Origin of the sequence: Actinomadura sp. 1N219, assembly GCF_044326405.1 — a bacterium.
GTDB lineage: Bacteria > Actinomycetota > Actinomycetes > Streptosporangiales > Streptosporangiaceae > Spirillospora.
Map to the genome: position 1 here is coordinate 26,353 of NZ_JBIRAY010000029.1, position 21,659 is coordinate 48,011.

General features: G+C 71.9%; 19 protein-coding genes. 6 read left to right on the forward strand and 13 right to left on the reverse strand.

Annotation, left to right across the window (positions count from 1 at the left end; all coding sequences use genetic code 11):
• Positions 1 to 37 precede the first annotated feature (37 nt).
• The 5 genes from ACH35V_RS41550 to ACH35V_RS41570 form a co-directional block, all read right to left on the reverse strand.
• Positions 38 to 829, reverse strand: a complete 792-nt coding sequence (locus ACH35V_RS41550) for an alpha/beta fold hydrolase (protein ID WP_395980401.1) — start codon at positions 827 to 829, stop codon at positions 38 to 40.
• Between the two features lie 424 nt (positions 830 to 1,253).
• Positions 1,254 to 2,177: an ABC transporter substrate-binding protein gene (locus ACH35V_RS41555; protein ID WP_395980402.1), complete on the reverse strand. Its 924-nt coding sequence runs from the start codon at positions 2,175 to 2,177 to the stop codon at positions 1,254 to 1,256.
• A gap of 16 nt (positions 2,178 to 2,193) precedes the next feature.
• The gene (locus ACH35V_RS41560) at positions 2,194 to 2,880 is read right to left on the reverse strand and encodes an ABC transporter permease (RefSeq protein WP_395980403.1); all 687 of its coding nucleotides are present in this window, start codon (positions 2,878 to 2,880) and stop codon (positions 2,194 to 2,196) included.
• A complete protein-coding gene (locus ACH35V_RS41565) occupies positions 2,877 to 3,530 on the reverse strand; it encodes an ABC transporter permease (protein ID WP_131964145.1) in 654 nt (217 codons plus the stop codon). The genes ACH35V_RS41560 and ACH35V_RS41565 overlap by 4 nt, the downstream gene beginning before the upstream one ends.
• Positions 3,530 to 4,675, reverse strand: a complete 1,146-nt coding sequence (locus ACH35V_RS41570; RefSeq protein WP_395980404.1) for an ABC transporter ATP-binding protein — start codon at positions 4,673 to 4,675, stop codon at positions 3,530 to 3,532. The genes ACH35V_RS41565 and ACH35V_RS41570 overlap by 1 nt, the downstream gene beginning before the upstream one ends.
• Before the next feature lie 177 nt (positions 4,676 to 4,852).
• Between ACH35V_RS41570 and ACH35V_RS41575 the strand changes: the two genes are divergently transcribed.
• Positions 4,853 to 6,316: an aromatic amino acid ammonia-lyase gene (locus ACH35V_RS41575; RefSeq protein WP_395980405.1), complete on the forward strand. Its 1,464-nt coding sequence runs from the start codon at positions 4,853 to 4,855 to the stop codon at positions 6,314 to 6,316.
• Between the two features lie 26 nt (positions 6,317 to 6,342).
• On the opposite strand, the gene ACH35V_RS41580 is transcribed toward ACH35V_RS41575, so the two are convergent.
• Positions 6,343 to 7,362: a LacI family DNA-binding transcriptional regulator gene (locus ACH35V_RS41580; RefSeq protein WP_395980406.1), complete on the reverse strand. Its 1,020-nt coding sequence runs from the start codon at positions 7,360 to 7,362 to the stop codon at positions 6,343 to 6,345.
• A 181-nt stretch (positions 7,363 to 7,543) separates the two neighbouring features.
• Between ACH35V_RS41580 and ACH35V_RS41585 the strand changes: the two genes are divergently transcribed.
• A complete protein-coding gene (locus ACH35V_RS41585; RefSeq protein WP_395980407.1) occupies positions 7,544 to 8,068 on the forward strand; it encodes a cysteine dioxygenase in 525 nt (174 codons plus the stop codon).
• Positions 8,069 to 8,260: 192 nt separating this feature from the next.
• Here the strand turns inward: ACH35V_RS41585 and ACH35V_RS41590 are convergent, their stop codons facing one another.
• Both ACH35V_RS41590 and ACH35V_RS41595 read right to left on the reverse strand, forming a co-directional pair.
• Positions 8,261 to 9,451, reverse strand: coding sequence for a hypothetical protein (locus ACH35V_RS41590; RefSeq protein WP_395980408.1), 1,191 nt, complete (start codon positions 9,449 to 9,451; stop codon positions 8,261 to 8,263).
• Positions 9,366 to 10,523 (reverse strand): acyltransferase family protein, encoded by a 1,158-nt coding sequence (locus ACH35V_RS41595; protein ID WP_395980409.1) that lies wholly within the window; start codon positions 10,521 to 10,523, stop codon positions 9,366 to 9,368. The genes ACH35V_RS41590 and ACH35V_RS41595 overlap by 86 nt, the downstream gene beginning before the upstream one ends.
• A 268-nt stretch (positions 10,524 to 10,791) precedes the next feature.
• Between ACH35V_RS41595 and ACH35V_RS41600 the strand changes: the two genes are divergently transcribed.
• Positions 10,792 to 11,562 carry an SGNH/GDSL hydrolase family protein gene (locus ACH35V_RS41600; RefSeq protein WP_395980410.1) on the forward strand — a complete coding sequence of 257 codons (771 nt, stop codon included), beginning with the start codon at positions 10,792 to 10,794 and terminating at the stop codon, positions 11,560 to 11,562.
• Here ACH35V_RS41600 and egtD read toward each other — a convergent pair.
• The 4 genes from egtD to egtA are packed head-to-tail and all read right to left on the reverse strand — an operon-like array spanning position 11,559 to position 15,837.
• The gene (egtD, locus tag ACH35V_RS41605) at positions 11,559 to 12,512 is read right to left on the reverse strand and encodes an L-histidine N(alpha)-methyltransferase (RefSeq protein ID WP_395980411.1); all 954 of its coding nucleotides are present in this window, start codon (positions 12,510 to 12,512) and stop codon (positions 11,559 to 11,561) included. The two genes, ACH35V_RS41600 and egtD, sit on opposite strands and share 4 nt — an antisense overlap.
• Before the next feature lie 11 nt (positions 12,513 to 12,523).
• Positions 12,524 to 13,258, reverse strand: coding sequence for an ergothioneine biosynthesis protein EgtC (gene egtC, locus ACH35V_RS41610; protein WP_395980412.1), 735 nt, complete (start codon positions 13,256 to 13,258; stop codon positions 12,524 to 12,526).
• Positions 13,259 to 14,605: an ergothioneine biosynthesis protein EgtB gene (gene egtB / locus ACH35V_RS41615; protein WP_395980413.1), complete on the reverse strand. Its 1,347-nt coding sequence runs from the start codon at positions 14,603 to 14,605 to the stop codon at positions 13,259 to 13,261.
• Positions 14,593 to 15,837 (reverse strand): ergothioneine biosynthesis glutamate--cysteine ligase EgtA, encoded by a 1,245-nt coding sequence (gene egtA / locus ACH35V_RS41620; RefSeq protein ID WP_395980414.1) that lies wholly within the window; start codon positions 15,835 to 15,837, stop codon positions 14,593 to 14,595. The genes egtB and egtA overlap by 13 nt, the downstream gene beginning before the upstream one ends.
• Positions 15,838 to 16,090: 253 nt before the next feature.
• On the opposite strand from egtA, the gene ACH35V_RS41625 reads away from it, so the two are divergent.
• Positions 16,091 to 17,392, forward strand: a complete 1,302-nt coding sequence (locus ACH35V_RS41625; RefSeq protein WP_395980415.1) for an RNA polymerase sigma factor — start codon at positions 16,091 to 16,093, stop codon at positions 17,390 to 17,392.
• Between the two features lie 22 nt (positions 17,393 to 17,414).
• On the opposite strand, the gene ACH35V_RS41630 is transcribed toward ACH35V_RS41625, so the two are convergent.
• Positions 17,415 to 19,034, reverse strand: a complete 1,620-nt coding sequence (locus ACH35V_RS41630) for an MFS transporter (protein WP_395980416.1) — start codon at positions 19,032 to 19,034, stop codon at positions 17,415 to 17,417.
• Positions 19,035 to 19,225: 191 nt separating this feature from the next.
• Here ACH35V_RS41630 and ACH35V_RS41635 point away from each other — a divergent pair, with 191 nt between their 5' ends.
• Together ACH35V_RS41635 and ACH35V_RS41640 are read left to right on the forward strand one after the other, a co-directional pair.
• Positions 19,226 to 19,891 (forward strand): TetR family transcriptional regulator, encoded by a 666-nt coding sequence (locus tag ACH35V_RS41635; RefSeq protein ID WP_395980417.1) that lies wholly within the window; start codon positions 19,226 to 19,228, stop codon positions 19,889 to 19,891.
• Positions 19,892 to 19,967: 76 nt separating this feature from the next.
• On the forward strand, positions 19,968 to 21,659 hold a 1,692-nt coding region (locus ACH35V_RS41640), incomplete at its 3' end, for a glutamate decarboxylase (RefSeq protein ID WP_395980418.1).

Consider the following 21,659-nt stretch of genomic DNA (forward strand, 5'->3'; position numbering starts at 1 on the left):
ATGGACCGCCCACCGGATCGGGTAAAGGGCCCGGATTCTATTGCCGGGTCAGGTAGTTCGTGAGGGCAGCGGCCAATACGTCGGGGGCGACGATGTGGCCCTGGTCGGGGAGGATCAGGTGCCGGCCGTTCGGCATCGCTTCGGCGATCTGGCGGGCCGTCTCGATCATCCAGGACTGGCTGGCGCCGCCGCACAGCACGAGCGTGGGGACGGTCACGTCACGCGCCTGCTCGATCGGGGTGCGTCCGCCCCGGCTGTCCTCGCTGACCACCGCGAAGGGGTCGATGGGCAGGGTACGGGCGTTCGCCAGGGTTCCGGGGCTCTGGCTCATGAAGTCGATGAGCTGCTGCGGCATCCCCGTCGGCTTCAGGAAGGTCGTGATCGCGTCGGCGGGACGATCCTGTGCGAGGTGTTCCGTGATGGTGCGGAGCAGCGCCTGCGACCTTTCGGGTTCCTCTGGGTCGTCCTCCAGGAGGAAAGGCGGCTCGTGGAGGACGAGGCCGGTGATGGGCAGGCCGGACTCCGCCGCGTGCAGCGCGAGAGCCGCCCCGGACGAGTGGCCGTACACCGCCGCCTCCCCTCCGGCCTCCGCGATGAGCGCGCCCAGGTCTTCGATCTCCTGCTGGACGGTGTCCGGAGCCTTGTCGCCGCTGTCGCCGCGGCCCCGGCGGTCGTAACTGATCACGGTGAAGTGCCGTCCCAGCTCCGCGGCGAGCGGGTCGGTCGCCATGCGGTCGCACAGGGCCCCGGCCACCAGGACGACCGGTGGGCCGTCGCCGGTCCGCTCGAACGCGATGGAGGTTCCGTCGGCTGAGATCACTTTGCTCATGGTCGTCCTCTCATGATCAGTTGGTCAGCGTATCGCTGAGGCACTCCTCCATGACGACGCTCGCGCCTTTACGCAGGTGACGGCGCATCGCACCGGTGAATGGCGCATGATGACGCGGCCCACGCCAGTATTCGACGGCGCGTCACACGGAATCACGGTCGCGTTCCTTTCGCTGGCGGCGCCCAGTTCTCCGCGTACCGCGTACGAGGCGGCCGAGGCGGTGAAGACGCCGGGCGACCTGCTCGACGCCGTGCGGCGGGCGGGAAGGCGCACGTGGCCGCGCTGCTGGCCGAGACCGGCTGCCCGAACCGGATCCGCCTGGCCGTGTTCGCCGTGCGCGCGGGCCTGGCGTCCGGCTGACGTGCGGCGGGCCCGCTCCGCGACCGTGGAGCGGGCCCGAACAGGTCGGACGGGTCGGACGGGGTCAGGCGAGGCCGGACTTCTTGAGCCACTCCTCGGCGACCTTCTCCTGGTCCTCCTTGTCGATGGCGATGCGCTTCATCATGTCGAGGAGGTCCTGGGTGGTGAGCTTGGCGGAGACGGCGTTGAGGGCCGTCCGCGCCGTGTCGTTCACGGCCTTCTTGTGCACCAGCGGCGTCACGTTCTGGGCGCTGAAGACGTTCTTCGGGTCTTCGAGGACGACCAGCTTGTTCTGCTCGATGGTGGGGTCGGTGGTGAACAGGTCGGCGGCCTGGATCTTGTTCTCGGTGAGGAGTTTCACCAGGGTGGCCTGGGCTCCGGCGTCGAACGGCTGGAACTTCTTGAATTCGAGGCCGTAGGCGCTCTTGAGCCCGACGAGCCCCTGCTGCCGCGTCTTGAACTCGGACGGCCCGGCGATGGTGAGTTCCCCGGCGACCGGCTTCAGGTCGGCGATGGACTTGAGGTTGTACTTCGCGGCGGTCTGCGGGTTGACGGTGACGGAGTCCTTGTCCTCGGCCTGGGCGGAGTTCAGGATCTCGACCTCGGCGGGCAGCTTGGCCTTGAGCGCCGCGTTGATCTGCTCGGTCGTAGCGGCGGTGCTGGCCTTGTCGACCGACGTGGTCAGCAGCGCGCCGTTGTACTCGGGCATGACGCTGATGCCGCCCTTGACGACCTGGTCGTAGTAGACCTCGCGGGCGCCGATGTTGAACTTGCGGGTGACCTTGACGCCCTTCGCTTCCAGGGCCTGCGCGTACAGCTCGCCGAGCAGGTTGCTCTCGGGGAAGTTGGCGCCGCCGACGGTGACGGTGCCGCCGTCGCCGCCGCCGCCGGCGAGCGGGTTGTCGTCGCCGGAGTCTCCGCCGCCGCAGGCGGACAGGGTCAGGGCGGCCACCAGGCCGACGACCGCGCCACGGATGAGTTTCTTCATTGCTCTGTTCCTTCGGTCAGGATGAACGGGCGGAGCCGAGCAGGCCCGGCGAGACGATGAGGCGGCGCAGGCCCGCGAAGATCAGCTGGACGATCAGCGCGAGCAGCACCACCAGGACGGTGCCCCCGATGACGAGCTGGTAGTCGTTGCGGGCCAGGCCGTCGATGATGTAGCGGCCGAGGCCGCCGAAGCCCGGGTAGGCGGCGATGGTGGCGGTGGCGACGACCTGGATCGCGGACGTCCGCAGCCCGAGCAGGATCAGCGGCAGCGCGATCGGCAGCTCGGCCCGCCACAGCACGCCCCAGCCGGTCATGCCCATGCCGCGGGCGGCGTCCTTGGCGTCGGCGTCGACGGCCCGGACGCCCTCGAAGGTGTTGACGAGGATCGGCGGGACGGCCAGCGCGACCAGCGCGACCAGGACCGGGGTGATGCTGTACTCGATGACGACGACGAACAGCACCAGGCCGAACGTGGGGATCGCGCGGGCGATGTTGGCAAGGCTGATCGCGAGGAACCCGCCGCGTCCGGTGTGGCCGACGACGAGGCCGAGCGCCAGCCCGATCACGGCGGCGCAGAGCAGCGACACCCCGCTGTAGTAGAGGTGCTCCAGCAGGCGGTGCGGGATCCCCTCGGCGCCCTGCCATTGGGAGGACGCGGTCAGCCACGTCCAGAACAGGTCGATCTGGTTCCACAGGTCGTTCACGACGCCGCCTTCCCACGCGCCCGCGCCCACGGGGTGAGCAGCCGCTGGACGGTGACCAGGAGCGCGTCGGTGACGAGCGCCAGCAGCACGATCAGGACGGTCGCGGCGACGATCTGCGTCTGGAACTGGAGCTGGTAGCCGCGGATGATGTCGTAGCCGAGCCCGCCCTGGCCGATCAGCTGCCCGACGGCGACGAGGCTGATGGACGACACCGCGGCGACCCGCGTCCCGGCGATGACGATCGGGACGGCGATCGGCAGTTCGACCTGCATGAGGCGGCGCAGCGTCCCGAATCCCATGGCGGTGGCGGCCTGCCGCACCGGCTCGGACACCGACGCGAGCCCGTCCACCACGTTGGGGATGAGCACCGACAGGCTGTAGAGCGTCAGCGGGATCATGACGGTGGCCGCGGTGAGCCCCGTGTACTGGATGAAGATCATGAAGAGGGCGAGCGACGGGACCGCGTACAGGACGTTCGCGATCGTCAGCGTCGGCGGGTAGAGCCAGCCCCAGCGGCGGCACAGCACGCCGAGCGGCAGCGAGATGAGCAGCCCGAACAGCACCGGCAGCAGCGCCAGCCTGAGATGGATCAGCGCGTGCTCGGTGAGCGTGTCCCGGTGGTCGGCGATCCAGGACCAGTCGATGTCCATCAGCCCGCGCCCCCGCCGTCGGCACGGACGTCGTCGTCCTCCGCGGCGGACGCCGTGTCGTGGCGGGCGTCGCCGTGGGTGGGGACGGCCAGCAGGTCCGTTCCGGCTGCGGTGCCGATCACCGCGCCCGCCTCGTCGACGCCGACCGCCAGGCCCGCCGGGGACAGGACGGCCGCGTCCAGCGCCACGCGGACGGAGTCGGCGCCGACGCGGAACGTGGCGCCGACCGGTGAGAGCGGCGCCTCCGACAGCGCGCCCGCGACCTGGGTGGGACGCGTCCAGCCCAGCGGGCGGCGGCCCTCGTCCACGACGAGCACCCAGTCGAGGCCGGCGGCCTCGGCGGCGTCCGCGGTCGCGGGACGGACGGCGTCGTCGCTCAGCCGCAGGTCGCTCGTCCCGGCGAAGGAGAGGGTGCGGATGCCGCGGTTCTGGCCGATGAAACCGGCGACGAAGTCGTCGGCCGGGTGGGCGAGGAGGTTCTCGGGGCTGTCGACCTGGACGAGCTTCCCCCCGGTCTGGAACACGGCGATCTTGTCGCCGAGCTTGATCGCCTCGTCGATGTCGTGGGTGACGAACACGATCGTCTTGTGCAGCTCGTCCTGGAGGCGGAGGAACTCGTCCTGCAGCTCGGCGCGGACGACGGGGTCGACGGCGCTGAACGGCTCGTCCATCAGCATGATCGGCGGGTCGGCGGCGAGGGCGCGGGCGACGCCGACGCGCTGCTGCTGGCCGCCGGACAGCTGGAACGGGTACCGCTTGGCCATCGAGTGCTCGAGCCCGACCCGCTCCATCAGCTCCAGGGCCCGCTCGCGCGCCTTCTTCTTGTTCCAGCGCAGCAGGTACGGGACGGTGGCGATGTTGTCCTCGATGGTGCGGTGCGGGAACAGCCCGGCGTGCTGGATCACGTAGCCGATGCCGCGCCGCAGCTCGGCGGGCCGCTGCTCGCGGACGTCCTGCCCGTCGATGAGGACGCGTCCCGACGTGGGCTCGACCATCCGGTTGATGGTGCGCAGCGCCGTGGTCTTGCCGCCGCCTGACGTGCCGACGAACACGGTGATCCGCCCCGCGGGGCAGTCGAGGCTCACGTCGTCGAGCGCGACGGTGCCGCCCGGATAGCGCTTGGTGACGCCCTCAAAGGTGATCAACGATTCACTCCTCGCAGGGCGCCCTCGACGCCGACCATCGACTCCGGCTTCTGCCTGCCGTAACTCGCTTCTACCCAACCGTAACCAATGGGTACGGTCACCATGATGTCCCGGCGTGTCCGGAACTTCGGATCCTGAGCATAACGACCTGAAATGCAGGGAAAGTAGCGTTGCCCCGTGGAGGACAGCCGAATCGTTATCGACGGGACTGCGCTGACCTGCGCGCAGGTGGTCCGCGCGGCCCGCGCGGATGTGACGGTCGCCATAGCGCCGGACGGCGTCGACCGGGCCCGGGCGGCCTGGCGGACGGCCGCCGAGGTCGCCGCGTCGCAGCCGGTGTACGGGCGGACGACCGGGGTCGGCGCGAACCGCGCCGTCGACGTGGAGTGGGAGGACGCCGACGCGCACGGGCTGCGGCTGCTGCGCAGCCACGCGGCGGGCGCGGGGCCGCTGGTCGCGCCGGAGATCGTCCGGGCGATGCTGACGGTCCGGCTGAACCAGATCGCGGCGGGCGGCTCAGGCGTCGAACCCGGCGTGCTGCAGGCGCTGGCGGACGTCCTCAACCTGGGCCTCCTTCCTCCGGTGCCGGTGTACGGCGCGATCGGGACGGGCGACCTGACCGCGCTGGCCTCGACGGCGCTGTGCCTGCTGGGCGAGCGACCCTGGCTGCCGGGGCCGGACGGCGCGGCCGAGCGCGGCCCCGGCTACCGGCTGCGGTCGGCCGACGCGCTGGCGTTCATCAGCTCGAACGCGGCGACGCTCGGCGAGGCGGCGGTCGCGGTGGCCGACCTGCGGGAGACGCTCGCCGCGTCCACGGTCGTCGCGGCGCTGTCGCATTTCGCCGTCCGGGGGTCGGCGGAGCCGTACGCGCAGGCCGTGCAGGACGCGTGCCCCCACCCCGGCCAGCAGGACGTGGCGGCGGCGATGCGGACGCTGCTCGCGTACGACCAGCCCGCGCCGATGCGGATTCAGGACCCTTACGGCTACCGGGCGTTTCCACAGGTGCACGGCCCAGCGCTGGAGGCGGCCGCCTACGCCGAGCAGGTCGTCGCCCGCGAGATCAACGCCGCCGCGGAGAACCCCCTCGTGGACGTCCCCGGCCGGACGGTCTGGCACAACGGCAACTTCCACACCGCCTACGTCGGCCTCGCGCTCGACGCCGCCCGCGCCGCCCTGTTCCAGACGATGGCGCTGGCCGCCGCCCGCCTCGGGACGCTCTCGGAGCCGTCGTTCACCGGCCTCTACCCCTTCCAGGGCGCGACGGAGGCGTCGTCCGGGATCATGATCTTGGAGTATGTGGCGCACTCGTGCCTCGCCGACGTCCGCCGCCTCGCGACCCCGGCGGCGCTCGGCAGCGCGGTGCTGTCGCGCGGCGTCGAGGAGCACGCGGGCTTCTCCACCCAGTCGGCCCGCGCGACGACCGACGCCGTCGCCGCCTACCGGCTCGGGCTCGGCTGCGAGCTGGTCGCCGCGGTGCGGGCGCTGCGGATGCAGGGCCGCGCGCCGTCCGGCGGCCCGCTCAGGTCGGCGCTCGACCTGGCGGCCGGCGTCCTCGACCCGCGCGTGGAGGACCGGCCGCTGGACGCCGACATCGCCGCCGCCGCGGACCTCCTCCCCCGCCTGGCCCGCCTCCACCCGTGACCCCGGCCCCCCGCCCATCGGGACCGCTAATCGGGCTGCTCGGCGGGGCGGACGCCGGTCGAGGCGCGGGCGCGCAGGGACGGTTCGCGGACGACGCGGCGTTTGCGGGGCTTGCCGTCGATGACGTCGACGACGAGGCGGACGGCGGAGTGCACGATGCCGTCGATGTCCCAGTCGACGGTGGTGAGCGGCGGGGTGAGCAGCGCGGACATCGGATGGTTGTCGTACCCGCAGACCGCGACGTCGCCGGGGACGGCCAGGCCCAGCTCGCGGGTGGCGGCGTAGACGCCGTAGGCGATCGAGTCGGCGAAGCAGAACACGGCGGACGGGCGGTCGGCGCCGCCGAGGACCCGCATGGCGACCTCGGTGGAGGCGGCGAGCGACTGCGGCACGACGACCACGTCCACCCGCAGGCCGAGCCGTTCGGCCTCGGCGTTCACGTGCACGTCGGCGGGGCGGTCGGGGGTGCTCGCGCCGGTCGGGGTGAACACGGTGACCCGCTGGTGCCCGAGGTCGCGGAGGTGCTCCAGCGCGAGCGTGACGCCGCGCCGGTTGTCGAACACGACCTCGCCCTGCGCCTGGCCGCCGCGCAGCGCGTCGCCGATGGACACGACCGGGATGGTGCCGGCCAGCTCCGTCCACAGCGCGGCGGACGGGTCGAGCGGCTGGACGATCAGGCCGTCCACCCGCTGGTCGCGCAGCCGCCTGGCGAGCGCCAGCTCCCGCTCGGGGTCGCCGCCCGCGTCCACGATCAGGGCGTAGCGGTCACGGGCCAGCAGCGCCCGGCCGATGCCGACCGCGAGGGACTGCTGCCAGTAGTCCTCCAGCGAGCCGCACAGCAGCCCGACCTGGTCGGTGCGGCCGCGGGCCAGCGCCCGCGCGATCGGGTGGGCCTCGTAGCCGAGCTCGTCCGCCGCCGCGCGGACGCGCTCCTGCGTCTCCTCGGACGTCTGGATCCCGCGCAGCGCGTATGACACGGCCGCAGGCGACAGCCCCGTCGCCTGCGCCACTTCCCGGATGGTCGCGCGCTTGCGCTTCTCCGACATCCACCCAACCCTAATCGCCGCCACCGACAGAACCGCGGACCCACTTGACGGGACGACGTCTGAAGCGGTTCACTGAAGCGGTTCACTGATACGGTTCAGTGCTCCTGCCCAGCCCGTTCTTCATGGCGTCTGACACGTTCGGAGGAACGGGCGACGACGAGTGACCGAGAGGAGCGAACCCGTGTCGTCCGAGGTCCTGTCCCGCCCCGCCGGCTTCGAGCGCCTGCCCGGCCGCCCGCTCGACAAGCGCGAGCTGCGCGCGCTGGTCGACGGCCTCGCGGAGCGTCCCGGGCTGTGGCGGCAGCACGTCGCGTTCTCCGGCGGGCGCCGCCACTACGCCTCGCTCTACCGGGACGAGCACGTGGACGTCTGGCTCCTGTGCTGGACGCCCGAGAACGACACCGGCTGGCACGACCACGACGTGTCGTCGGGCGCCGTCCGCGTCGTCGCCGGAGCGATCGAGGAGAACAACCCGCGGATCGGCGGCGATCCCATGCGCACGCCGGTCGGCGAGGGGCAGTCGTTCTGCTTCGGTCCCGACCACATCCACCGGCTGACGGGCGTGGACGACGCGAGCGTCTCCATCCACGCCTACTCGCCGCCGCTGACCCGTCTCGGCCAGTACACCATCGACGAGTCAGGGGTCATGCGCCGCCTGACGGTCGACTACACGGAGGAGCTGCGGCCGCCGGAGGAACCGTCCTGACGAGCCGTCCGGGGGGATGGAACCTCCGGTGGGCCCGACCGGGGGAGACGAGCCCACCGGAGGCGGTGCGCCCGGCCGAAGCCCGCTCACATCGGCCGGACGCCCACATTCCCTTCAGCGCCCGCACCCGCCGACATGTCACACCGCCCGCGAAATTCTCACGCGACGACCCCTCCCGCCCGTCGCCATCGACTAGCTCGTCGTGCGTGAACGTGGGCGCGAGATCCAGTGGTCGGTCAGTGCGCACACCGCGATGACGACGGCGAAGGACACGCCCGCCGCTCGTAGGAGACCGGCCTCGTAGTACGTGTCAGTCACCAGGTTCAGGGCGAGATATCCGGACACGCCCGCAGCGGAGAGCGCCGCGAATGCTTGCACGCCCCAGAGTGCGATGCGTTTCGCCTCCGTCCCCGCCAGTTCTTCCCGTAGCGCGCATGCGGCGGCGGTCAGGCAGACGATGAGAGCTGCCAGGACGGCGACGATCGGCGTCCCGAAGTTCACGCCGTAGCGGATTGCCAAGGCGGGGACGAAGAACAGGACCAGCGCCCAGCGCAGCCCACCCGCGATGGACGACAGCGCAATATCGGCGTCCTCACCATGACTCAGGCGTGGTGAGACCAAGCGCGCCGCCACGAGGACGCATAGTGCGACCGCTGCGCCTGGCAGACGTCCGTCCAAGTGGCCGAGGTTGTAGAGGAGGGCGGTGTCGTACACGGTGAGGACGAGATGCCCCAAGGCCCAGACGGAGACGGCGAAGAAAAGCATCTGTGCGAACGACACCGTCTTTGGCCCGTCCTGACCCTGTTCCTGCGCGGCCAGCCAGCGGAGCAGCAGCGGGGTCGCCAAGGCTGAGCAGATCCGGATGACGATGTCGTCCACCGTGTAGGGGTTGTGCAAGTCCCATTCCACTACGCAGAAGACGAACGTGTAGGACGCCGACGCCGCCCACACCAGCCAGGAGCGGGCTACACGTCGGTACAGGTCGCGGTCCAGCCAACGCAGCACCGTGACGTACGCCAGCAGCACCAGCGGCAGTTCAAGGAACGCCTGCACCCGCAGGACGGACGGCTCCAGCAATCCCGGCCAGGGAAAGCGTTCCGCGATGCCGCGCATGGCCGAGCCGTCGGCGAGCGCGAACCAACCCTCCGGCAGGTATTTCGCGATGAACGACGGGCCGCCGCCATGCACACGCATCACGTACACGGTGAATAGGAGCTGGTTCACATAGACGAGTGCGACGACTAGGAGGAGAAACGCTTCCGGACGCGCCCACGCGCGCTTCCCGCCTAACGCAGCTTCAGCTGTGCACCGCATCAGCCGGGGTGCGATCGCGAGGCTCAGTGCCGTTGAGGCCATCGCCGCCGCGTCCACCCCGATCGCCATGACCGATCAACCTAGTCATAGGAGAGGGCGGGGATGAACGGATCGGTTCCAGTGCGGCGTGCAGGCGGGTCCGCATCCATGCGGCACCCGGACGTTCGACGAGACGGTGCACCGCATAGGCGGCCAGCAAGGACGCGACGATGACGACCGCGAGCGCCGCCCACCTGTTGAGCCCTGGATAAATCGCGTCCAGCAGAGGAAGCGCCAGCTGCGAATGGACGAGATACAGCGGATAAGTGAGCGCCCCAAGGACGGTCAGCCCCCGCCACCGCAGCCATCGCAGCCGACCCGTCGCGACGAGGGCCATCACGATGAAGATTCCGGTGATGACGGCGCTGACCACGACCTCGTCCGCATCCTTGAACGCGTTCTCCGCGCGCCAGGCGCCCCAGCGCAGCGCGAGCAGGTACGAGGCGGCCACGTATCCCCAGAGCAGGAGCGTCGGCCCGAATCTGTGGATGAGGAAGAACGCCATTCCGGCGATGAAGTACGGGCTCCACGTCGGGATCAGCATCACCTGGAGGAGCTTGTTGCCGGCCTCGTCCGCGAACAGGCCGCCCATCATCCAGGCCGCCATGAAGACCAGGCAGGAGCGGTAGGTGATGCCGATTGCCGCGAGGATCGCGGCGAGGACGTAGAAATGGAGTTCGACCCAGAGCGTCCAGTAGACGGCGTCCACATTCCGCAGCCCCAGCCCGCCCTGGAGCATCGTCAGGTTCGGCAGGACGAGCCCGGGGACGCCGTTCCCCTGCCGGAAGACCCCGTAGATGACGGCGCCGAGCAGCACGCTCACCCAGTACGCGGGCATCAGCCGGACGAGCCGCGATATCCCGAACTCCCCCGGCCCGCGTCCCCACGCGCTCATCAGGATCACGAATCCGCTGATGACGAAGAACAGGTCCACGCCGAGGTAGCCGAAACGGGCGATCGGCGCGAGTTCCGGGAACACGTCGCGCGCCGGTTCCGGCCACGCCCCGTCGCCCCAGAAACCGGTGAAGTGGAACAGCACCACCGCCAGTGCGGCCAGGAAGCGCAGGAGGTCGAGTTCGCGGAGCCGTTCCCGTCGAGTCACCGCGGAACCCTTTCGGCGTCAGGTTTCCCGCCCCGAGCCGGAAGATGAACGGCAGATGTAGGCGAGGCCGCGATTCCCCCACGCCGGCCCGCGACGCGAGCCCGGCGCGCCGTGCCGCCACGCCGTGCCAGACCCGTCACTAATCGTGCGCCGGGTCAGTAGGATGCGTTGCAACCTCCGAGAACTTTGACGCTCCCCCGGACGACTGAATGTTCTTTGACAATCTGATGGGCTTGGAAGAATCGTCCTGGACGATGGGTGGTCCTCGATGACATCTCGCCGCGCCCGACGCGGCGCGGCGACTCTCGTGCTGTGCCTGAGCCTGGCCGCGGCCGTGTCCGCGTCGGGCTGTTCCGTGTTCCGTGGCTCGGTGCACCGGCAGGCGGTGGCGGACGGCCCGGGGCAGGGTGAGAAGCAGAAGCCGCCGAAGAGCCCGTCCGTGGTGATGTTCCTCGGCGACAGCTACACGGTCGGCGACCGGAGCATCGAGCCGGAGGAGACGTTCGCGTCCGCGGCGGCGCGGCTGCTGGGCTGGCAGGTCGTCGTCGGCGGCCGCGCGGGCGCCGGGTTCGTCAAGACGAGCGGGGGCGCCGCCTACCTCGGCCTGTTCGAGAGCCAGCTCGGCTGGCGGCCCGCGCCCGACATGCTGATCGTGTCCGGCGGCCACAACGACTGGCGCGTCCCGGCGCCGCAGGTCGCGGCGGCGGCGCATCTGCTGATCGAGCGGGCGCGGCAGCGCTGGCCCGGCACGCACGTCGTCCTGATGGGCCCGCTGTGGGGCTCGGAGACGCCGGTGCCCGGCGCGGTCGCCGTCCGGGACGCGCTGCGGAACCTCGCCGCGCAGCTCGGCGTCCCGTTCGTCGACCCCATCGGCGAGCGGTGGATCACCGGGGACCGGACGGCGGGCACCGGCAACGCGGCCCAGTACATCAAGCGGGACCGCACCCATCCGAGCCCGGCGGGCCACCGGTACGTGGCGACCCGCCTGGTCTCGGACCTGACGCGGCTCGGCCTCGACCGCCCCGTCCGCAAGTCCTAGCTCGCGGGACGGGCCAGGGTCAGGGAGAAGTCTCCGGCCTCGTCCGTCCAGAACTCGGCGAGTTCCATTCCGGCCGCGGCCAGCTCGGATTCGAGGCGTTCGCGCCGGAACTTGGCGGAGATCTCGGTGCGCATGTCCTCCCCGGCCGCGAACGACACCTCCAGGTCGAGGCCGCGGACGCGGACGTCCTGGTCGCGGACGGACCGCAGCCGCATCTCGATCCACTCCTCCGCCCCGTCCCAGACGGCGACGTGCTCGAACGCGTCCGGGTCGAAGTCGGCGTCCAGCTCCCGGTTGATGACGTGCAGGACGTTCCGGTTGAACTCGGCGGTGACCCCGGCGGCGTCGTCGTAGGCGCGGACGAGCCGTCCCGCGTCCTTGACGAGATCCGCGCCGAGCAGCAGGAAGTCGCCGTCGGTCAAAGTGGCGCGGACGCCGCCGAGGAACCCGATCCGCTCGGCGGGCGGCATGTTCCCGATCGTCCCGCCGAGGAAGGCGACCAGGCGCCGCTCGCCGCCGGGCAGCAGGTGCAGGTGCTGCTCGTAGTCGGCGACGACGGTCCGGACGGCCAGGCCCGGATGGTCGGCCGCGATGCCCGCCGCGGCGTCCTCCAGGAAGTCGCCGCTGACGTCCACCGGCACGTACGAGCGGAGCGTGCCGGAGAGGGCGTCGAGGAGCAGCCGGGTCTTCTCCCCCGACCCCGCGCCGAGTTCCAGGAGCGTGCGGGCGCCGGTGGCGGCGGCGATGTCGGGCGCCCGCGCGACGAGGATCTCCCGCTCGCGGCGCGTCGGGTAGTATTCCTCCAGCTTCGTGATCTCCTCGAAGAGCGCGCTGCCGCGCTCGTCGTAGAACCACTTGGGCGGCAGGGTCTTGGGCGTGCCGGCGAGCCCGTCCCGGACGTCCTGGCGGAGCGTCTTGGCGAGGTCGTCGGCGGTCAGGAACCGGTCCACGTGGTTCTCCTTCAGAGGGGAGCGATGGTGAGGCCGGACGCGAGGCCGGCGGTGACGAGGGAGCGGTCGGGGACGGGCGTCCAGCGCGGGTCGCCGTCGAGCGGCTCGGACGAGACCCGGATCTCGCCGTCGCCCTCATGGACGAACAGCGAGTCGCCCCAGGTCGTGGCGGCCAGGGACGTCCCGTCGGAGGCGAGCAGGTTGTAGCGGCCGGGCGAGAGGGCGGTGACGGCCGCGACGACGGCGGCCAGTCCGTCGCCGAGCGGCGTCCCCTCCCGCCAGTACCGGACGGCGAGCGCGAACAGCGGCGCGGAGTCGACGGGGGCGCGGGCGTCCGGGACGCCGGACACGTCTCCGGTCAGGTCGCGGAGCTTGGACTCGACCGCGCCGTAGTCCTCGACCTTGCCGTTGTGGCTGAACAGCCACGTCCCGGCGCGGAACGGCTGCGCGCACGACTCGTCCACGGGGAACCCGACCGTGGCGGACCGGATCGCCGCGACCGCGCACGACGCGCGGACGGCCCCGGCGATCTCGCGGAACGACTGGTCCGTCCAGAGGGGCTGGGCGCGGCGGAACCGGACGGCCGCGCCGTCCTGGTACCAGCCGACGCCGAACCCGTCCGCGTTGAGCAGGTTTCCCTGCGTCATACGCGGCGCGTACGCCTGGGTCTCCAGGGAGTACTCGCCGTCGTAGACGAGGGAGTGCAGCGTCCGGTCAGGCCCTAGGTAGCCAAGGTGGCGGCACATTCAGGACCCTTCCCGTGGGGTCCGGGCACAGCGAAAGCCGGAGAAGATCTGCCTGCGGATGGGGTAGTCCCAGTTGCGGAACGATCCGCGTATGGCGAGCGGGTGCGTGGCCCACGATCCGCCGCGCAGCACCTTGTACTCGGGGCCGAAGAAGACTTCCGAGTACTCCTTGTAGGGGAACGACTGGAAGCCGGGGTAGCCGTGGAAGTCCGACGACGTCCACTCCCAGACGTCGCCGAGCATCCGCCTGACCCCGTACGCCGAGGCACCCGACGCGTAGGAGCCGGTCTCCGACGGATGGAGCATTTGCTGCCCGAGGTTGGCGTGGGCATCGGTGTAGTGCTCGCCCCACGGGAACGTGCGGGAGCGCTCTGCGGCGGGGTCCCAGCGCGCGGCTTTCTCCCACTCTGCCTCTGTCGGGAGCCGTTTTCCGGCCCAGCGTGCGTAGGCGTCCGCTTCGTACCAGCACACGTGCTGGACGGGCTCGCCCGGCGGCACGGGTTCCGTCCGTCCGAACCGGCGCCGCAGCCACTGCCCGCCCTCACGGGACCAGAACGCGGGGGCGTGCTTGCCGCCGCTGGTGCGCCACTCCCAACCGGCGGGGTCCCACCAGCGCGGGTCGTCGTATCCGCCGGCTTCAATGAACGCGAGATAGGCGGCGTTGGTCACCGGCTCCACGTCGATGTAGTAGGCGGGAACGTCCACCATGTGCGCCGGACGCTCATTGTCGTACGCCCACGGATGATCGGACGTCCCCATCTGGAATGGGCCGGCCTCGATCAGCACCTCGTCTACTCCAGAGCCCCCGCCGCCGTTCTGGAGAGGCTCGGCCAAGGGATCGAGTAGCGCGGGGGCGCCTTTGCGTAGCTGGTGGGTGGCCAGCATGGTCTCGTCGTGCATGTGCTCGTGCTGGACGACCATCCCGTACACGAACCCGCCCGAAGTCAGCGGATTCGCCGTGTCGAACCGCACCGACGTCAGCGAGTCGAGCACCTTGGCGCGGACCGTCCCGATGTAGGAACGCGCCTCGTCCGGCGGCAGGAGCGGCAGCGACGGCCGTTCGGCGCGCGGATGCTCGAACGCGTCGTACAGGTCGTCGATCTCGGGCCGCATGGCCTCGATGCCCGCCGCAGCGCGCAGCAGCCACAGTTCCTCGTAGTTGCCGATGTGCGCCAGGTCCCACACGAGCGGCGACATCAGCGGCGACACCTGGCCGGTGAGGTCGTCCCCGGCGAGGACGTCGGTGGTGAGGCCGAAGCTGCGGTCCCGCACCGCCCCGAGTTCGGCGGCGATCAGTTCTTTGAGTTCGTCTTCCGCGATCGAGCCGGGGGCGCTCATCGGGACCATGCAGAATCCTCCTCCTTGGACGACGGGGGCGACTGGGACGACGGCGACAGCGACAGCGACAGCGACGACGGCGGGTCGTCGGCGGGGGTCCGTCCGCGCTCGACGTACCGGCGGGCGTACTCCTCCACCAGCGGGACGAGCCCGGACGCGCCGAGCCGCGGCAGCGCGTCCAGCGCCGCGGCGAAGCAGGCCCGCGCGGCGGCGGCCAGGGGCGCGTCGGACAGGCCGCAGCGGGCGGCCTCCGCCCACCGGTCCGCCACCGGTTCCGCCGCGGCCTCCGCGGCGCGCGACGCGGACGGGTCGTCCAGCAGCGCGGTCGCGACCGCGACGGGGACGGGCCAGAACGGCGGGGGCAGCGCGTCGATCATGCGCAGCTCCAGCCAGCCGCGCGGCCGGACGGGCGGGAACAGCGTGCTCAGGTGGTAGGTGAGGTCCTCCTCGCCGGGCTCTCCCTCGGCCAGCCACTCCAGGAACGACATCCCGGGGTCGGTGACCCACTCGCCCTCCGCGGTGTGGAGGAGCATGACGCGGGCGTCGAGCGCGTACCGCGCCCACGCCTCGGCCGGGTCGCCGTCCTGGCCGTCCCGCAGGACGGGCAGCGTGCGGCACGGGTCGAGCTCCGTCCAAATGCCCTGCCGCGACGAGCGCATCCCGGTGTGGCGCCCGGCGCGCAGCGGCGAGTTCGCGAACGCGGCGACCAGCACCGGCCCGAGCGCGTGCACGAGCCGCCAGCGCCGGGACGCGTCCGGGTCGTCGGCGCCGATGTCCAGGTTGACCTGGACGGACGCCGTCGAGCACATCATCGCCAGGCCCGCGTCGGTGAAGCCGCCGGAGCGGAAGTAGTCCCGCATGCAGGCGTAGCGCGGATGGTCGGCCTGGAAGACCGGCCGCCGGACGGGGTCGACGCCGTGCCCGGCGAGGGCCAGGCCGTCCGGCGCGAGCGCGTCCCGCACGTGCGCGATGTCGCCGTCGAGGGCGGCGTGCAGGTCGCCGAGCTTGCCGAACGGCGCCGAGCTGAGCTCGACCTGCCCGCCCGGCTCGTAGGTCACCCTGCTCCCGCCGGACGGCGGCCCGGCGCCGGCGACGAGGGCGCGCACCCTGTCGCCGGCCACGTGGGCGGTGGGATCGGCGGCGTCGACGACGAGCCACTCGGTCTCCGCGCCGACGAGCCCGGGCGGTCCGGTCTTGAAGCAGACGCCGCGAATGTGCTGGTAGACATCGTCCACGGTCATCCGGGTCACGATCACTCCCCGCGTAATTCGATAACGGGTTCGAACCTTCCCTGCTTAACCGGATCAGGAATCCGACGAATTTCGTGAACTTTCTTAAATCTCCATGAACGTCACTGTCCGCATGCTTCTCCGTTACCTTCCGTGCTAATCGACGTTTCGCCCAATCCCTGACTTCTCAGGCATTGACCGGAAGCGCTAGAGTCCCGTCAGCCAGGTAGTGCGGACCGGGCGCGAACAGGGACAGGAGGCCGACATGCGCGGAGACATGGGCTCGCTCTACGACGCGCACGCCGACCGCCTGTACGCGTACTGCTGGTCGCTCGTCGGCGACCGGCTCGCGGCCGCCGCCGTCGGCGACACGTTCACCGCGGCCGTGCACCATCCGCCGCGCGGCGACCGGGTGCTGTGGCTGTACTCGCTGTCGCGGACGGCCTGCGCCGAGCGCGGCGCGTTCGCCGGCACGGGCCCGGCGGGCGGTCTCGGCCCGTCCGGCGGTACGGGCGCGGCGGGCGGTCCGGGCGGCGCGCCGCTGTTCTCCGGTTCCGACCCGCTGCTGCGCGCCGCGGGCGGCCTGCGCTCCGACCACCGCGAGGTGCTGCTGCTGTGGGCGGGCGAGTGGCTCGAACCGCACGACATCGCCCTCGTCGCCGGCATCGCGCCCGACACGGTCGCGCAACTGCTCAACGCCGCCAGGACGCGGCTGGAGCGCTCCGTCCTCGACGCCCTCATGCGCGGGACGACCGAGCCGCGGCTCGACCTCATCTCCGCCTTCGAGAAGGGCCGGCTGCCGCAGCTCCTCGCCCGCCGCGCGCCGTCCGGCGCGCCCGGCTGGCTGCGCGACCGGGTCCTCGCCGTCTGCGAGGAGGAGGCCGTCCGGCCGCTGCCCAGCATCGCCGCCCCGAGCCCGCTCGTGGTGATCGGCGCGGAGCGGGCCCGTCCCGGGGACGGGCGTTCGCGCACTGGCGTGGACGGCCCGCGGCGCGGGCGGTCCGGCGGCGTCTCCAGGGGCTTCGGCGCGGCGGCGGGCGTCGCCGCGTCCGCCGCGGCGGTCGTCGGCCTGCTCGCCTCCTGGCCGTCGGCCAAGGAGAGCGGGTCCACCTCGCTCGTCCCGACGGCGAGCAACGCCCAGACGAACCCGGCGTCCGTGAGCGGCGGCCCCGGCCCGCAGGACCCGGTGCCCGGCCTCATCAGGTCCGAGCGCGTGCCGAGCGCGGCGCCCGGCTCCCCGGGTTCCCCGCATCCGAACGCCGACCCGCGCCGGGACCGCGGCGTCCCGGGCGCGACGGCCTCCGCGTCGCCCACGCCGTCCCCGTCCGGGGAGCCCTCCCCCGGGGACAGGGAGCCCACCGGGACGCCGGCGGACCCGACCACTCCCCCGGACCCGACGACCCCGCCGACCGACCCGCCCACGGATCCCCCCACGGACCCGCCGACGGATCCCCCGACCGACCCGCCGACGGACCCGCCCACGGATCCGCCGGCGGAGGACCCGGGCACGCCGAGCCCCAGCCCCACGAGCAACCCGGCCCCGTCGCCGAACACGGGCCAGGGCTGACGCGCCCCGTCGCGGCCGATCGTCACACCGCGGCGGCGCCGTCGACCGGGGTGTTGCCGCGCCGGACGAGCAGCGCCGCGAGGATCGCGACGAGCGCGACCGCGCCGGCGACCGTCAGGGCGTTCTGGAAGCCGTCCATGAACGCGAGGTGGCTGCCCGTGGTGATGGCCTCGGCGGCGGAACCCGACGTTCCCGGCGGGACGGGCGCGACGCCCTGCGAGACGATCCCGCCCTGGCCCGCGAGCTGCTCCGCGGCGGGGCCCGGCACGCCCGCGTCCGTCAGGCGTCCGAACAGCACGTCGCCGACCTTGGTGGACAGCAGCACGCCCAGCACGGACGTGCCGAGCACGCCGCCGAGCTGCGCGGCGGTCTGCTGGAGCCCGCCCGCGACGCCGGCGAGGTGCGCGGGCGCGTTGCCGACGATGGCCTCGGTCCCGGCGACGATGACCATCCCGAACGCGAGCCCGACGAGGACGAACCACGGCCACAGCTCGACGTAGGGGGCATCCACCCCGATGCGGGACAGCCCGAACATCGCGGCGGCGGTGAACGCCATGCCGAGCACGAGCGGCAGCCGCGGCCCGAACCGGCTCGTCAGCGCGCCCGCCAGCGGGGACGCGAGGATGAACACGCCGGTCATCGGCAGCATCCGGACGCCGGCGTCCACCGGGCTCATGCCGTGCACCTGCTGCAGGTAGAGCGTGATGAAGAAGACCGTCCCGAACATCGCGAAGAAGCCGAGGAGGATGAGCCCGGTCGCCGCCGAGAGCGCCGCCGAGCGGAACAGCCCGAGCGGCAGCAGCGGGCGCTCGACCCGCAGCTCGTTCCAGACGAACGCGGCGAACAGCACGGCCGACGCGGCGAACGACACCAGCGGGACCGTGGCGCCGAAGCCGTCCTCGCCGGCCTTGATCAGGCCCCAGACCAGCCCGAACAGCGCGCCCGTCAGGAGCGCCACGCCGGGCAGGTCGAACGAGCCGGCGGCCTCCTCGTCCTTGGACTCGCGGATCACCCACAGGCCGACGAGGAGCGCGACCAGGCCGAGCGGGGCGTTCACGAAGAACACCGACTCCCAGTTGACGTTCTCGACCAGCACGCCGGCGACGATCGGGCCGCCCGCGATGGAGATGCCGACCGTGGAGCCCCAGACGCCGATGGCGGTGTTGAGCTTGTCGGCCGGGAACGTGTTGCGCAGGATCGCGAGACTGGCCGGTTGCAGGAGCGCCCCCGCGAAGCCCTGCACGACGCGCCAGAAGATGACCATCCCGAGGCCGCCGGACAGGCCGATCAGCACCGAGGAGACGGCGAAGCCGATCACGCCCGCCAGGAAGGTCCGCTTGCGTCCGAACCGGTCGGCGATCTTCCCGGCCGGGATCAGCGAGACGGCGAGCGCCAGCAGGTAGGCGTTGGTGACCCACTGCAGGCCGGACAGGCTCGCGCCGAGGTCCTTGGCGATCGCGGGGTTGGCGATGGCCACGACGGTCGCGTCCAGCCCGACCATCATCACGCCGAGCGCGACGGCGACGAGCGTGAGCCAGGGATGGCCGTGGCCGGATCGTGCGGGACGGCCGCGCGCGCGGTCGCGCGGCGGTGCGTGGACGGTTCCGGGTTCGAGCGTCTCGGCGCCCGTGGACTGAGTCATCAGTGACCTTCCAGGTGGCATTACGGCGAGCAGGTTGCCTTGCGGCGAGCTTCGATGTGACCCGCAATAAACTGTCACGGGATGACACTTGTCGTCAAACGCCGCTCGTCGCAGCGCGACATGATTCATCTCACGACATTGGTCGCCCGGTGACGCTTGGCTCGGGATGACAAGGCGGCTACACTGCGCACATGACCGCGACCGCCCCCGAGACCGGCACCGCCGGTCCCGGAACCCAGCCCCCGGGCCGGCGCGAACGCAAGAAGCAGCGCACCCGGGAGGCGCTCGTCGACGCCGCGTTCTCCCTCTTCGCCGAGAAGGGCTTCGACGCCACGACCGTCGAGGAGATCGCCGACGCCGTGGACGTCTCGTCCCGCACCTTCTTCCGCTACTTCGCCTCGAAAGAGGACGTCGCGCTCACCTTCCAGGAAGAGCAGACCCACGCCGTCATGGCGGCGCTCGCGGCGCGTCCCGCCGACGAGCCGATCATGACGGCGCTGCGCCACACCGTGGTGGAGATCGCCCGCGCCTGCGAGCGCGGCGAACTCGGCTTCGACCCCGAGCGGTTCGAATGCATGTTCACCATGATGAGCGAGAGCACGGCCCTCATGGCGGGCAGCCTGGAGCACGCGCAGAAGAAGCAGGCGCTGCTGACCGACGTCATCGCCCGGCGGCTCGGCCTCGACCCGGCCACCGACCTGCGCCCGCACGTCATCGCCGGCGCCGCGACCTGCGGCTTCCAGGCCGCCGCCGACGCCCTGCGCCGCTACCCCGGCACGTTCGGCACGATGTCCGAGGCGGTCGACCGGGCCTTCGACGTCCTCGAGGGCGGCCTCAACGAGCCGCCGCGCGCCTGACGCCCGCGCGCCTGACGTCCGCGCGACCGACGCCCGCGCGACCGACGCCCGCGGGCCCTGTCCCGTGTGGGACGCGATGCGGCGGGTACCTCGTGCGCAGCCGGGGACGTCCCGGCGGCGCGCCCAGGCGGAGGAGGTCGGCGGCATGGCGCTCAAGCACCCCCGCCACGACGGGCCCGGCGGGCACGGCGGCCGGGACCTGGAGGTCAACCCGGTCTTCAGCCGCGAGCCGCTGCGGATCCCCCGGTACGCGCTGCCCGCCGGGGAGATGGAGCCGGGCACCGCGTACCAGATCGTCCACGACGAGCTGATGCTGGACGGGAACGCGCGGCTGAACCTCGCCACGTTCGTGTCCACGTGGGCCGAGCCGGAGGCGCTGCGGCTGATGGCCGAGTGCGCCGAGAAGAACATGATCGACAAGGACGAGTACCCGCGGACCGCCGAGCTGGAGCTGCGGTGCGTCCACATGCTCGCCCGGCTCTGGCACGCCGAGGACCCGCGCCGCGCCGTCGGCTGCTCCACGACCGGGTCGAGCGAGGCGGCGATGCTCGGCGGACTCGCGCTCAAGCGGCGCTGGCAGAAGCGCCGCCGCGACGCGGGCGAGCCGGCCGACCGACCCAACCTGGTCATGGGCGTGAACGTGCAGATCTGCTGGGAGAAGTTCGCCGACTACTTCGAGGTCGAGCCCCGCTACGTGCCGATGGAGGGCGACCGCTTCCACCTCGGCGCGCGGGAGGCGGCCGAGCTGTGCGACGAGAACACGATCGGGGTCGTCGCCGTCCTCGGGTCCACGTTCGACGGCAGCTACGAGCCCGTCGCGGAGATCTCCGCCGCGCTCGACGACCTGGAGCGGCGGACGGGCGTGGACGTCCCGATCCACGTGGACGGCGCGTCCGGCGCGATGATCGCCCCGTTCCTCGACCCGGACCTGCGGTGGGACTTCCTGCTGCCGAGGGTCGCGTCCATCAACACCTCCGGGCACAAGTACGGGCTCGTCATGCCCGGCGTCGGCTGGGTGCTGTGGCGGGACGAGGACGCCCTGCCCGACGACCTGGTCTTCCACGTCAACTATCTCGGCGGGGACATGCCGACGTTCGCGCTGAACTTCTCCCGTCCGGGCGCGCAGGTCGTCGCGCAGTACTACACGTTCCTCCGGCTCGGCTTCGAGGGGTTCCGGCGCGTCCAGCGGACATGCCGCGACGTCGCCACCCGCCTGGCCGCCGAGATCTCCGCACTCGGCCCGTTCGAGACGCTCACCGACGGCGGCGACCTGCCTGTGTTCGCGTTCCGGGTCAAGGACGACGACGCCGACCGGTTCACCGTGTTCGACGTGTCAGCGGCGCTGCGCGAGAGCGGCTGGCTGCTGCCCGCCTACACCTTCCCCGAGAACCGCACCGACCTCGCCGTGCTGCGCGTCGTGGTGCGCAACGGTTTCAGCCACGACCTCGCCGACCTGCTCCTGGACGACCTGCGCCGCGTCCTCCCCCGGCTGCGCGCCCAGGACGCGCCGCGCCGGCAAGCCGCGGACCCCGACGGCGCGAGCTTCGCGCACGGCACCGAACCGAAGAAGACCTCCAAATCGAAGAAGGCCACCGCACCGAAGAGGGCCGGTGCACCGAAGAAGGCCGGTGCACCGAAGAGGGCCGGTGCACCGAAGAAGGCCGGTGCACCGAAGAAGGCCGGTGCACCGAAGAAGGCCGGTGCACCGAAGAAGGCCGGTGCACCGAAGAAGGCCGGTGCACCGAAGAAGGCCGGTGCACCGAAGAAG

Excerpts from the sequence above, each read along its gene's own strand:
- ACH35V_RS41550 (WP_395980401.1), bottom strand. The coding sequence starts at position 829 with ATGAGCAAAGTGATCTCAGCCGACGGAACCTCCATCGCGTTCGAGCGG.
- ACH35V_RS41555 (WP_395980402.1), bottom strand. The coding sequence starts at position 2,177 with ATGAAGAAACTCATCCGTGGCGCGGTCGTCGGCCTGGTGGCCGCCCTG.
- ACH35V_RS41565 (WP_131964145.1), bottom strand. The coding sequence starts at position 3,530 with ATGGACATCGACTGGTCCTGGATCGCCGACCACCGGGACACGCTCACC.
- ACH35V_RS41580 (WP_395980406.1), bottom strand. The coding sequence starts at position 7,362 with ATGTCGGAGAAGCGCAAGCGCGCGACCATCCGGGAAGTGGCGCAGGCG.
- ACH35V_RS41590 (WP_395980408.1), bottom strand. The coding sequence starts at position 9,451 with ATGGCGATCGGGGTGGACGCGGCGGCGATGGCCTCAACGGCACTGAGC.
- ACH35V_RS41600 (WP_395980410.1), top strand. The coding sequence starts at position 10,792 with ATGACATCTCGCCGCGCCCGACGCGGCGCGGCGACTCTCGTGCTGTGC.
- egtC (WP_395980412.1), bottom strand. The coding sequence starts at position 13,258 with ATGTGCCGCCACCTTGGCTACCTAGGGCCTGACCGGACGCTGCACTCC.
- egtB (WP_395980413.1), bottom strand. The coding sequence starts at position 14,605 with ATGGTCCCGATGAGCGCCCCCGGCTCGATCGCGGAAGACGAACTCAAA.
- egtA (WP_395980414.1), bottom strand. The coding sequence starts at position 15,837 with ATGACCGTGGACGATGTCTACCAGCACATTCGCGGCGTCTGCTTCAAG.
- ACH35V_RS41625 (WP_395980415.1), top strand. The coding sequence starts at position 16,091 with ATGCGCGGAGACATGGGCTCGCTCTACGACGCGCACGCCGACCGCCTG.
- ACH35V_RS41630 (WP_395980416.1), bottom strand. The coding sequence starts at position 19,034 with ATGACTCAGTCCACGGGCGCCGAGACGCTCGAACCCGGAACCGTCCAC.
- ACH35V_RS41635 (WP_395980417.1), top strand. The coding sequence starts at position 19,226 with ATGACCGCGACCGCCCCCGAGACCGGCACCGCCGGTCCCGGAACCCAG.